This is a genomic window from Psychrobacter sp. CX21 (assembly GCF_057396255.1).
This window is the reverse complement of the sequence record NZ_JBXYJG010000011.1, coordinates 79,623-91,855: the sequence shown is the minus strand read 5'-3', so window position 1 is coordinate 91,855 and position 12,233 is coordinate 79,623. Positions and strand designations below refer to the sequence as shown.

The 12,233-nt window shown below is 37.9% G+C and carries 10 protein-coding genes; 6 read left to right on the top strand and 4 right to left on the bottom strand.

All coding sequences use genetic code 11. The annotated features are described in order from the left end of the window. Nucleotides 1-619 precede the first annotated feature (619 nt). Nucleotides 620-2,116 (top strand): tRNA (N6-isopentenyl adenosine(37)-C2)-methylthiotransferase MiaB, encoded by a 1,497-nt coding sequence (miaB, locus tag AC2SLP_RS07915; protein ID WP_486536131.1) that lies wholly within the window; start codon nt 620-622, stop codon nt 2,114-2,116. Between the two features lie 168 nt (nt 2,117-2,284). Here the strand turns inward: miaB and argE are convergent, their stop codons facing one another. Both argE and AC2SLP_RS07905 read right to left on the bottom strand, forming a co-directional pair. Next, nucleotides 2,285-3,547 carry an acetylornithine deacetylase gene (gene argE, locus AC2SLP_RS07910; protein ID WP_486536130.1) on the bottom strand — a complete coding sequence of 421 codons (1,263 nt, stop codon included), beginning with the start codon at nt 3,545-3,547 and terminating at the stop codon, nt 2,285-2,287. 95 nt (nt 3,548-3,642) lie between these two features. Next, entirely contained in the window at nt 3,643-4,311 is a 669-nt protein-coding gene (locus tag AC2SLP_RS07905; RefSeq protein WP_486536129.1) for a UPF0149 family protein, read from the bottom strand. Nucleotides 4,312-4,708: 397 nt separating this feature from the next. On the opposite strand from AC2SLP_RS07905, the gene AC2SLP_RS07900 reads away from it, so the two are divergent. Together AC2SLP_RS07900 and AC2SLP_RS07895 are read left to right on the top strand one after the other, a co-directional pair. Next, nucleotides 4,709-5,113 carry a hypothetical protein gene (locus AC2SLP_RS07900; RefSeq protein ID WP_486536128.1) on the top strand — a complete coding sequence of 135 codons (405 nt, stop codon included), beginning with the start codon at nt 4,709-4,711 and terminating at the stop codon, nt 5,111-5,113. A gap of 108 nt (nt 5,114-5,221) precedes the next feature. After that, nucleotides 5,222-5,983, top strand: a complete 762-nt coding sequence (locus AC2SLP_RS07895; protein ID WP_486536127.1) for a cell division protein ZapA — start codon at nt 5,222-5,224, stop codon at nt 5,981-5,983. A 60-nt stretch (nt 5,984-6,043) separates the two neighbouring features. On the opposite strand, the gene AC2SLP_RS07890 is transcribed toward AC2SLP_RS07895, so the two are convergent. Further along, nucleotides 6,044-6,451: a hypothetical protein gene (locus AC2SLP_RS07890; RefSeq protein ID WP_486536126.1), complete on the bottom strand. Its 408-nt coding sequence runs from the start codon at nt 6,449-6,451 to the stop codon at nt 6,044-6,046. Between the two features lie 761 nt (nt 6,452-7,212). Here AC2SLP_RS07890 and AC2SLP_RS07885 point away from each other — a divergent pair. Beyond that, a complete protein-coding gene (locus tag AC2SLP_RS07885; RefSeq protein ID WP_486536125.1) occupies nt 7,213-8,871 on the top strand; it encodes an NAD+ synthase in 1,659 nt (552 codons plus the stop codon). Between the two features lie 113 nt (nt 8,872-8,984). Here the strand turns inward: AC2SLP_RS07885 and AC2SLP_RS07880 are convergent, their stop codons facing one another. Further along, nucleotides 8,985-9,725 carry a YggS family pyridoxal phosphate-dependent enzyme gene (locus AC2SLP_RS07880; protein ID WP_486536124.1) on the bottom strand — a complete coding sequence of 247 codons (741 nt, stop codon included), beginning with the start codon at nt 9,723-9,725 and terminating at the stop codon, nt 8,985-8,987. A gap of 305 nt (nt 9,726-10,030) precedes the next feature. Here AC2SLP_RS07880 and AC2SLP_RS07875 point away from each other — a divergent pair, with 305 nt between their 5' ends. Both AC2SLP_RS07875 and AC2SLP_RS07870 read left to right on the top strand, forming a co-directional pair. After that, entirely contained in the window at nt 10,031-11,071 is a 1,041-nt protein-coding gene (locus AC2SLP_RS07875; protein WP_486536145.1) for a type IV pilus twitching motility protein PilT, read from the top strand. Between the two features lie 46 nt (nt 11,072-11,117). Continuing rightward, nucleotides 11,118-12,233 (top strand): PilT/PilU family type 4a pilus ATPase, encoded by a 1,116-nt coding sequence (locus AC2SLP_RS07870; RefSeq protein WP_486536123.1) that lies wholly within the window; start codon nt 11,118-11,120, stop codon nt 12,231-12,233.

Genomic DNA, 12,233 nt, shown 5'->3' with positions numbered 1-12,233 from the left:
TATCTAACGGCGCATCTATTTTTAATTGATATTTTTTTAACATATAATTTTATGTACGTCCTTTTATTGCATTAGCACACATGATTCGTTTAGATAACTTTTTAAAATTGTGGTTAGAATTCAAGTTACGATTCATAAAAACGGTGCTTTTCATTAGGTTTATATTGATAATTAAAATCTAAGGTTTCGTTTCTAGTTTCTAGTTATAATGACCTATATTTTTGGGTTACCAAGTCTTCGATAATAGAATCAGATAAAATTATTATAGGCAATAATCCTTACCTCGCCCAAATGCTTTATGTAAGCTCATGTTGCAGACATATTTATGTACCTACCGCATTCTACTTATATTGAAAGTAAAACCTCTTAGCACACAGTATTCGTGTGATATATATAAAAATAATTTTGTATAATTTTTAATCAACTTGAATGGCATTAATATTTAATGTTTAACAGCATGTGGTATAATATGCCCCTTTTATGATTCAATTAAGCATCTTTTAAAACGTATATCAAACACATAGATGCTAACCTCTTCATTTAATTTCGATATAAAAGCGCCAGTCGCTTTCAAGTCAGTTAGCCATACATATCATTAGACAAACCTGGACTGCTTATTATGAGTGCTACTTTATTTAATCCTAAAGCATTTGACCCTAAAGCTTTATCTGCCAAAGAGACTAGGGTTTTAGTTGAAGACCCCTCTTCGAATGATGTGGTGGAGTCAAATCCTTCAACAGATGCTCCAGTAAAAAAAGTATTCATCTCAACTCAAGGTTGCCAGATGAATGTCTATGACTCTGAAAAAATGGGAAATGTGCTTGGCGACTCTCATAACATGATTGTGACTGACAATATTGAAGACGCCGATGTGTTATTGATGAATACTTGCTCTATTCGTGAAAAAGCACAGGAAAAAGTCTTTTCTGAACTGGGCCGCTGGCGCAAACTAAAAGATAAAAACCCAGACCTAGTGATTGGTGTTGGCGGCTGCGTTGCCTCTCAAGAAGGCGACAATATTCAAAAACGCGCGCCTTATGTGGATATGGTTTTTGGCCCACAAACCCTACACCGTTTGCCCGATTTATATGACCAATCAAGTACACAAAAAAACGTAAAGCCAAAAGATCGTATCGGCACGGTTGATGTCTCTTTCCCCAGTATAGAAAAGTTCGACTTTTTACCTGAGCCTAAGGTTGAGGGTTATCGTGCTTTTGTTTCTATTATGGAAGGCTGTTCTAAATACTGCTCATTCTGTGTGGTGCCCTATACGCGCGGCGAAGAGCTGTCAAGGCCACTTGATGATGTATTAGCAGAGATCGATAGCCTTGCAGAACAAGGTGTGCGTGAGGTGACGCTACTGGGTCAAAACGTAAATGGTTACCGCGGTGAAAAAGACGATGGAAGCATCTGTCGTTTTGCAGAGCTACTACACTACGTTGCCCATGTTGATGGCATCGAACGTATTCGTTATACCACCAGTCATCCACTAGAGTTTACAGATGATATTATTGACGCTTATGCTAAGTTACCGCAGCTAGTGTCACATTTGCATTTACCCGTTCAAAGTGGTTCGAATAAAATATTAGCAGCGATGAAACGTAACCACACCATTGATGTTTATATTAATCAAATCAATAAGTTAATGGCGGTGCGTCCTGACATGCATTTGTCGAGCGACTTTATTATTGGGTTTCCGGGTGAAACAGAAGAAGACTTCCTTGAAACCTTGAATCTTGCTAAAGCTTTAGATTTTGATCATTCATATAGTTTTATTTATTCTAAACGTCCAGGAACGCCTGCTTCTGACCTACCTGATGATGTGAGCCTAGAGACTAAGAAAGAACGTTTGGCAATTTTCCAAAAAGTTATACGTGATTCGACCGTCAAGAAAACCCGTGAAATGGTTGGCAATACAGTTCGTGTAATGGTCGAAGACATTGCTGATCGCTACCCTAATCAATTACTAGGTACAGCAGACAATACCCGTTCGGTACTCTTTGAAGCCACCGAGCTGCAAAAGTCTGAATTAATGGGCCAGTTTGTGATGGTAAACATTAAAGAATTCGTGAGCCCGCATATGGTACGCGGCGAATTGGTAGAGGTTTTAGTTTAAAGTCTTATTTTACTTCAAGCCTTCTTAAAAAAAGGAACCTCATAAACTGAGGTTCCTTTTTTAGTTTTCGTGGTCATTTAATCATGGTCATTTAATCATGGTTATTTAATCATGGTCATTTAATCGTGGTTATTTAATCATGGTCATTTAATCGTGGTCATTGAATCATCAGCATTGTAAGGTAGTTAATACTTCATTAATAAATACATCGCATTGTTCAATTTGGTCAATCTCGATGTATTCATCCGGTTTATGCGCTTGCTCAATACTGCCTGGACCACATATGATAGTAGGAATACCCGCATTCGTAAATTGACCACCCTCTGTTGCATAAGCAACTTTATGCCGCGCAGACTCTTTAACTAATCCTGCAATCAACTCTTGCAATGCTTCACTTTCACTATCGGTCATCGCTGGCACGCTTTCAAGCTGCTCAATCTCAATACCTGTATTCCTATCAATATGCTGCATTTGCTCATTTAACTCATCAATTTTCTGCTGAATAGCCGGTAGAATGTCTTTGGTATGCATACTTGGTAGGTTGCGATAATCGAAAGTAAACTGGCATAAGTTCGGTACGATATTAGTGGCCGTACCTCCCGCTATTGTCCCAATGGACAGGGTCGAAAATGGTATATCAAAACCATCATCATTATTTTCTGAATGAGTTAAGCGATTCGCCAATTCGTCGATAAAGCCAATAAGCTTTGCGGCATAACTAATGGCATTTACCCCCTGCGGGGTGAGAGAAGAATGTACCGACTTACCGTGAACTGAGCAGCGAAATACAGAAATTCCTTTATGTGCGGTGACAAGCTTCATTGAAGAGGGCTCACCAACAATACAATAATCGGGAGTAATGCCTCGTTGCTGTAGATCCTCTAGTAATAATGGCGCGCCCAAACACCCGACTTCTTCATCAAACGATAGCGCTAAATGCAGTGGCCGCTTAAGCTTGTTTTGCTCTGACAACATCACAGCTTTCGGTAATGCAGCTAACGCACAGGCGATAAATCCTTTCATATCACAAGCGCCGCGGCCATACAATCTGCCATCTCTGATTTGCGCTTTAAAGGGATCTGATATCCACACTTGCCCATCGACAGGTACCACATCCGTATGCCCAGAGAGTACAATGCCTCCATTTAAATGATTTGCATTTAAATCATTTGCAGATGCGTTAAGCGCAGCTTTGGTAGCAGGTATAGTCACAAATAAGTTAGATTTGGTTTTAGCCTCATTGTAAGTCAGATAGGGCGTTAGGCCTAAACTGTGACAGTAAGCTTGAACCTCTTCAATAAGTGCTAGATTTGAATGGCGACTTACTGTATCAAAGCCAATAAGTTTGCTAAGCCACTTAATACTATTTGCTGGATAATCATCACTACTAGACCAGTTAACTTGAGAGGTACTGCTGCTTTTGGAAGTCATAATTTAACCTTTAACAAATAGCAATTATCACATGATAAATAACAATAAGTCAGCCTAGACCTTTTTGAACATACCCGCAACTTTAAAAATTTAGTTTACGATGGATTGTGTCTATTCATCGCATCGACGACCGGTGGCATAGGGGATTGAGTAGGAGTTTTGGTATGTCCTTCTTGTTCAAGCTCCTGCGCCGTCTTTGCACCTAGTGATAACCCTGCAATTAACGGCAGCGACATTAGCGCCTTACGAGGTCTTGTAGCAAAGCTTACTGGCACCATACGCACAAATTCGTACAAGTAAAGATAAGACTCCTCTCCGCCCTCAAACTCATCCTCAGGAGAGATACGGATACTGCCTATTTTGGACAGATCAGATAAAATCGTATTCTCTTCAGCGCTTAATTTAGAATCAGTCACCCCAAATCCTGTCATAAAGCCATTAGCCCAATCTTTTAAAGCTATGACTCGTTCGAACAAATTGTGCTCATCATCGGGTAGTAATGGCGAATACTGATAGGCATCGTCTTTATCTTTTAATTGAAACGCCGTATCTTCAGCTTCTTCAGCAAGTAAAGTTAATGCAGACTCACTTGGAATAGAAAAGCTTAATTCTGTTAATAACTGTTCCCATTCTTGAGTGTTTGAGGGGGCATGGCATACGGTCATTAATCCTGTCATAAGACCATGAAGCTCACTGATACTGATATCATTCCAATCAGCAAATGCTCGTGTCCAGTCATTCCAGCCTGAAATATCATCATTCATAATTCTTTAACCTTTGTATCATCAAATGCATAAGTCGTCTTAAAGCAAAACATACGGTTGCTAGCGTGCAGAAACTTCTTAACTATTATCTAAATTGTTACGCTGTAGATTGTTGAGCCGTAGATTACCGTGAATTAATAATGTTGTCTCTACCTACTTTAAAAACATTCGTTAACATCCTAATGCTAGATATAATGTGGGCATCTGTGGCATTATTAAAGGTAATGAACATATAATATTCAATTTATAGTCAAAGAAGTCTAAAATGGCTACAAGGCAACCGAGTGCAAGTACTACTCATGTTGGCTTAGCGAGGTTAACGCCGTAACCGTTTAGTAGTTCGCTGACTATATATTGCATTTAAACCAAAATACACCTTTTTTAAAAGTGAATACTCATGACCGAACAGTTAATTGAAAAGTTGCAGCGTTTGGATGAAGTGCTTCATGACGCTCGCCAGCGCTATCAATCCACCCATACAGAGTTAAATACCTTAAAATCTACACCATCTGCGGATATTGAGGAATTAAATCAAGTCAAACAACAGCTCAATGATTCTGATACGGCTTATAATAAAAGCTGTGAACAATATACTGAACTACAAAATAAATTTGATCAATTAGATAAAGAACATCAGTTGTTGATTGATAGTCACAACCAACTAAAAGATAAGCATACTGAAATGGCAGCGCAGGTTAAAACACTTGAAGAAGCGAACCAAAAATTGCTAGAGAAAAACCGACTGGCACGTGAGCATACTCGCGTGGTCTATGAACGATTAACAAAAATTGATCAAGCTTAATTCATACTCTATTGAGCGATACCTTATCAGAATGTGAAATGGTAAATAGTTACAAACCCTCTTTCTGATATGACACCTAATTCCCGTCTAATATCTTACGAGAAGCCTATGTCAAACCTAAATAATACGAATAACAGCAGTCACGATAGTTTAAATAGCTCGAATAGTTTAAATGAAAGTCGTTCAAAACCTTTAGAGGTAGACGATGCTAACTATAATAATGTAGAGTCAGAATTCGTTAATTCAAAGGCTGAGACAAATTTAGAAGCCAATCAAGAGGTTCATATTAGCGCGCCCAATCATGACTACCCACATGATAATATTGAAAGCATAGACAGTGGCGATGTTGAAGGTGTTGCAGGTGATGCAATTAATAATAATAGCGCCACAAACGCTAATAAGTCAGTCTTTAATGATCAAGATTATATTGATGAGGAAATTATCATCGAACCTCAAAGAGACACTCAAGACAGCTTCAATCCAATTGATTATGATGATAATGATGATTTTTTAAATGATACCATTACTGCTACCCAAAGTAGTGATAATGATATAGACCATGAATTAAACATTGAGCCGCCCTCTTTGCCTGTTGATATTACTATATTAAACGAGGACTACACTATTTATTGTCCTGAGGGCGAAGAAGAAGAGCTATATGCTGCCACGCGAGATATCAATGAATTCATAAATGATTTACGCGACGATGCACCTATGCTATCGCCCAAAAATTTATTGGTATTAGCGTGTTTAAATCTATATGAAAAAATGTCGCAAGCCAAACATTCAGCAAGCTCGGATGCGCAAACTTTGCAACAGGCCAATACATTGGTACATCAAATGCTACAAGACTATGAGCATAAAGACTAATTATTCAGATACTATCTAACTAAACGCTCTACAATACAATAGTTTAAAGCTCACTAAATCCTAACTTCTTTCAGCATGAAATTGAGCTTGATGTTCATAATTGCAATAAAACCAAGTCGCTAATTGCTTAGCGGCTTGTTTTTGTTGAAAGAGCTGTTTTTCTTTTTCTTCTAATTCAGACTTCGCTTGACGCTTTTGTTTTAGCGATAGATATTTGTAGGCCGCTGCCTGTTTGACCTTTTCTTCCTCTATAACCTTTTTAAGCTTTTCAATTTCGCTCTCAATACTATTGAGTTTGTCTTGTTGGTGCTCAGTAAGAGTATCTAGAGGTTTTCTCTCTAACACACCACGGTATTCAGCTAACGGGTGATTACAATAATCACACTCTCTGGGAGTAATTATATCCCCTAGTTTTGGCATAAAAGCTTTCGGTGGTTTTGGATACATAAATTTAAAAAATGCCCACATTGAGACCCACATTATAGTGAAAAGAAATAGAAAAGAAAAAAACGTGAGCATAGACTTATCTCTATTTGAATAGATGTATTATAAAATAACTGTTTTAAAAGCGGTTTAATTGGCGCTATGAAATAGTTGGAATATATCCGATATAGTGATTAAATATTTATGTTTGTTTAAATAAAAACTATAACACTTAATTTGATTTGATAATGAGTGTATGAAATCACTTGGTTTATTAAATTATAAATTAACAATAAATTGATTTACACAGTCATGTCAAAATATTTATAAAGTAATCAATACTATATCTATACATCATTTAATTAATAGGAACAAGTCTTGGACAAGAAGTATAACTGGTTTATAAATGATTAAATTTTTGATGCTATACTAGTAATATTTATTATAAAACGTTATATATTTAATTGCTGCTATAAAAATTATTGAAAAGCTTATTATAAGCGTTGGAGAATAACTGTTCATGGGTTTACTTTACCCTTGAAGAAATTTTAATTTAAAATATTCTGTTCAAATATATATTAGTCAGCTCAGTTCTAAATGAGGTAATTTTAATAAAAGTTATAGGACTTAATAGATTTAAAAAGAACTCTTATCATCTATTTTACTTATCTTACTATTAATTTGACGGGGCTCATATCTTCTTATATGGATAATTAAATAATTATTTGATCTGATATTACCAGTTTATTTTAATAACATAACATTCAATACATAACACATGCACACCCAAATTTATAGGATATTAAATGTCAAGCGATAACACTCAACAACAATTAAAAGGAAAACAGCTTAAATTTGCCCTCGCCCAGTCCCACTTCATGGTAGGTGACATTCAAGCTAACATTGATAGAATGCGTGCCTTAGCTATCGAAGCTCGTGATAATGGTGCGGATATTATTGTATTCCCTGAACTGGCTTTATTAGGATATCCACCGGAAGATTTATTATTACGTCCTCGCCTATCCGATCGTGTTAAAGCTGCTCTAAATTCTCTAAGCGATATTAATGATATCGTGATGATTATTGGCTATCCGCATGTTGATTATCATGGTACGTTCAACTCAGCCGCTATCATACAAAATGGTCAACAAAAAGGATTCTACCATAAGCAGTATTTGCCTAACTATGGTGTATTTGATGAACGCCGCTATTTTGATAAAGGTCGCAATCAAGTCTTGTTTGATTATCAAGGGGTGACCATAGGTCTACTGATCTGCGAAGATTTATGGCAAGAAGAGCCGCTTAAAGCTTTAAAAGATCAAGGCGCTGATTTAGTTATCAGTATAAATGCGTCTCCTTTTGAATCGAACAAACAGTCTGTTCGTCAAGCCATGCTTAATGAACGTGCCTCTAAAAATAGCATTCCAATCGTATATGTGAATGCGGTAGGTGGCCAAGACGACTTAGTGTTTGATGGTGGTTCTATGGTGGTGCAGCCTAACGGCCAAGTGGCGCATGAAGCGTCAAGGTTTTTAGAGCAAACCCTATATGCAACCTATGATATTGAACAAGGTAAATTTGATACTCAAGACAAAGCACCTTTGCAGCTGAGTACTGAATCTGAAATGTATCAAGCACTTGTCGTCGGTCTACGCGACTATGTTAATCATTCTGGATTTGGTGGTGTTATCGTTGGGTTATCCGGTGGTATCGACTCGGCATTGACTTTATGTATTGCGGTTGATGCGTTAGGTGCAGATAAGGTCTATGCGGTTATGATGCCTTATGAGTACACTTCACAGATTAGTCTAGAAGACGCGCAAGCTCAGGCACGTCGTTTGAATGTGTCTTACACTGTCTGTCCCATACACGACGCTGTCGATGGTATTCGTCATACGCTCGCACCCCTATTTAGCAAATCCAAAGCAGATACTACTGAAGAAAATATTCAAGCTCGAGCGCGCGGCATGATATTAATGGCACTTTCTAATAAGTTTGGTCATTTGGTCATTACGACAGGTAATAAGTCTGAAATGGCAGTAGGATATGCGACATTGTATGGCGATATGGCTGGTGGTTTTGATGTGCTTAAAGACGTCTACAAAACACAGGTTTATGCGCTTGCAAGCTATCGTAATCGCTTAGAAGATTCCGATGTTATACCAGAGCGTGTAATAACACGCCCGCCTTCTGCTGAACTGCGTCCTGACCAAAAGGATCAAGACAGCTTACCTGATTATGATGTTTTAGATGCTATTTTAAAAGACTATATTGATAATGATTTAGGGTATGAAGATATCGTTGCAAAAGGATTTGAGCCCGCCGTGGTCAGTCGAACCATACAACTTGTAGATAATAGCGAGTTTAAACGTCGTCAGGCACCTATTGGTACTAAAATTAGTCACAAAGCTTTTGGACGTGAGCGTCGTTATCCACTTGTTAATGGATGGAAAACGGAAGAATAGTTTAGCGAATTAGCTTTTTATATGAATTTAGAATTAAAAGTTAAAAAAAGGGCCGCAATATGCAGCCCTTTTTTATAAAACAAAATTATCTGTTAAATTGATTGTATTTGATTCTATTCACGTTCACCAAAAATAGCACTGCCGACTCTCACCATAGTAGAACCCTGAGTAATAGCTTGTTGTAAGTCACTACTCATTCCCATACTTAGAGAATCCCACATTGTTAATTCAGGGTGACTTTGGCGAATGTTATCAAAAAGCGTTTTGGTACGCTCAAAAGCGCCCGTATCTTCCGTAGATGGTATAATCATCAATCCGCGTAAATTTAATCGATCATATGTTTTAACCGTTTTGACAAGCTCGTTCAGCGCTTCTGGCATACATCCTGATTTGCTCTCCTCTTTATCTATATTAACTTGGATTAATACATTCAAATTGTCCTTATCATCAGGACGCTGATTATTTAATCGTTTGGCAATGATGTCTCTTTCAATGGTATGTACCCAATCAAAAGCACTGGCAATATCGCGGGTTTTATTACGCTGTATATGCCCGATATAATGCCATACGAGCCGTTTAGAGGCAGCTTGATCAGAGTCACCAGCCAACAGGTGATTGACCTCATTAATTTTATCTTGCGCCTCTTGTAAGTAGTTTTCTCCAAAATGAACTTGACCCGCCTTTGCTAATTCTGCCACCATTTGAGCAGGTTTGGTTTTGGAGACTGCCAAAAGAGTCACTTCATTTTTTTTATTAATATTTCCCATTAAATCACTTTGAGATATTGAGTCTTCTACTTCACAAATTTGGTCACGTACGTTTTGCCAATTCTTTATAAGGTTTGTTGCTGTCATTTCATATACTCGATTAATCTATTTACATATAATCCTAACACTAGCGCCAGTGTTTCTCTAATACACTCGTCAGTAAATTTGCAACACCATGTAAAGTGGCTTATATTTTAATATATACTTCGTCAAAATTTAATAGAAGTTTAAATTAAAAGTAAATGAAATAATATCTGACAATTATTTTTAGCCTTGATATGATAGTGGCACTTAAGAATTTTACAACTTTGAGCTTAATTAAAAAATGAGTCATCTATCTAATCAAAACCGACATAGATTTAAAAAGGAACCATACGGTGTCAGAAAAAGGAATTGTTAGCATCGAAAGCCTGTTAAGGTTTGCGCATAAACACAATGCCTCAGATTTACATTTATCAGCAGGCATGCCAGCCATCATTAGAGTGGATGGCGATATGGTTAAGGTCAATATGCCCTCTATGGACCATAAAATGGTTCAAGGCTTAATATATGATGTCATGACTGATCAGCAGCGTGCTGACTATGAAGAACATTTAGAAACAGACTTCTCATTTGAAATATCTGGTTTATCTCGCTATAGGGTGAATGCCTTTAATCAAAGCCGTGGAGCGAGCGCTGTACTGCGTACGATACCTGAGTCAGTTTTAACGTTAGAAAACTTAGGGCTAGGTGAGGTATTTAGAAAGATATCGAGTCATAAGCGTGGTATTGTCTTAGTAACTGGTCCAACAGGTTCAGGTAAGTCTACAACGCTTGCATCCATGCTAGATTACATTAATGAGACTCGTAAAGAGCATATATTGACTATCGAAGACCCTATCGAATTTGTACATCACTCTAAGCAAAGCTTAATCAATCAGCGTGAAGTTCATCGTCATACGCATAGTTTTGATGCTGCATTACGCTCAGCCTTGCGCGAAGATCCAGATGTAATATTGGTTGGTGAATTACGCGATTTAGAGACCATACGTTTGGCATTAACCGCGGCTGAAACTGGACATTTAGTATTTGCCACCTTACATACCAGCTCAGCAGCCAAAACGATTGACCGTATTGTGGATGTTTTTCCGGCCGCAGAAAAAGAAATGATTCGCTCAATGCTATCTGAATCTTTACAAGCAGTAGTGTCTCAAGTATTACTCAAAAGAAAAACAGGCGGACGTGTAGCAGCACATGAGATTATGATTGGAACCACTGCGGTACGTAACCTGATAAGAGAAAACAAATTGGCGCAAATTTACTCCTCTATCCAAACGGGATCAAGTGAAGGTATGATTACTTTAGACAAGTCTTTAAAAAACCTTGTGGACAATAATACGATTGATTTAGCAACTGCTAAGCCTTATGCCAAACAACCAGACTCATTTATGTAATCACTACATAATGATATTAACGACTCTTATCTCGAGCTAAACTGCCATGAATTTTAACGACTTGCTTCAAACCTTTATTACTAAAAATGGTTCTGATTTATTTATAACCGCAGGTGCCCCGCCATCACTCAAAATCAATGGGACAATCAGAGCTGTCGGTAATACACCGCTTACTAGTGAACAGTGTATGAAGCTGGTACTAAACTGTATGACAGAGCAGCAGCGTCAAGAGTTTAATCGGCATCAAGAGCTGCAATTTTCTATCTATGATAAGTCGCAAACCACTCGGTTTAGAGTAAGTGCGTTTATACAACGGGGCAGCGCAGGTATGGTGCTGCGTAAGATTGAATCTAAAATCCCTACCCTTCAACAATTAAACTTTCCCCCTGTTATTAAAGACCTAGCCTTAGCAAAACGCGGAATAGTTTTAATCGTCGGTGGCACGGGTACGGGTAAATCAACCACGCTTGCTGCGATGTTAGGTCTGCGTAATCGTGAGACCAATGATCATATTATCACTCTTGAAGATCCTATTGAGTTTGAACACCACCATGAGGGCTGTATTGTTACTCAGCGTGAAGTGGGGGTGGACACAGAGTCTTTTGAAGTGGCACTTGAAAATACGCTACGTCAAGCACCTGATGTAATCTCCATTGGTGAAATTAGAAACCGTGAAGTCATGAGCTACGCCTTACAATATGCTGAGACTGGCCATCTAGTACTGGCAACCTTACACGCTAACAATGCCAGTCAAACATTAGATCGCATTGTTAGTTTTTTTGAATATACTCGTCATGATCAATTGTTTATGGATTTGTCTTTAAATCTTAATGCTATTATAGCGCAGCAGCTTATACCCGCAGCACACGAAGATGGTAGATATGCGGCACTAGAGATCTTATTAAACTCTACCTTAGTCAGTGACTATATACGTAAAAAGCAAATTAATGAGATAAAAGAGCTCATGGCACGGTCTAATGAAGTGGGCATGCAAACCTTCGATCAAGCATTATATAACTTGCACGAACAACAAAAAATTACCTATAAAGACGCCATTCGCAATGCAGATTCACCTAATGATTTACGCTTGAGAATTAAGCTTGAAAGTAAATTAGATAATAATAGGTCTGAAGATTTAATGGCACTATCAATCGATCATTGA

Coding starts and splice junctions, on each gene's coding strand:
- AC2SLP_RS07880 (WP_486536124.1), bottom strand. CDS start 9,725: ATGACAGCAACAAACCTTATAAAGAATTGGCAAAACGTACGTGACCAA.
- AC2SLP_RS07895 (WP_486536127.1), top strand. CDS start 5,222: ATGTCAAACCTAAATAATACGAATAACAGCAGTCACGATAGTTTAAAT.
- AC2SLP_RS07905 (WP_486536129.1), bottom strand. CDS start 4,311: ATGAATGATGATATTTCAGGCTGGAATGACTGGACACGAGCATTTGCT.
- AC2SLP_RS07870 (WP_486536123.1), top strand. CDS start 11,118: ATGAATTTTAACGACTTGCTTCAAACCTTTATTACTAAAAATGGTTCT.
- miaB (WP_486536131.1), top strand. CDS start 620: ATGAGTGCTACTTTATTTAATCCTAAAGCATTTGACCCTAAAGCTTTA.
- AC2SLP_RS07900 (WP_486536128.1), top strand. CDS start 4,709: ATGACCGAACAGTTAATTGAAAAGTTGCAGCGTTTGGATGAAGTGCTT.
- AC2SLP_RS07885 (WP_486536125.1), top strand. CDS start 7,213: ATGTCAAGCGATAACACTCAACAACAATTAAAAGGAAAACAGCTTAAA.
- argE (WP_486536130.1), bottom strand. CDS start 3,547: ATGACTTCCAAAAGCAGCAGTACCTCTCAAGTTAACTGGTCTAGTAGT.
- AC2SLP_RS07890 (WP_486536126.1), bottom strand. CDS start 6,451: ATGTGGGCATTTTTTAAATTTATGTATCCAAAACCACCGAAAGCTTTT.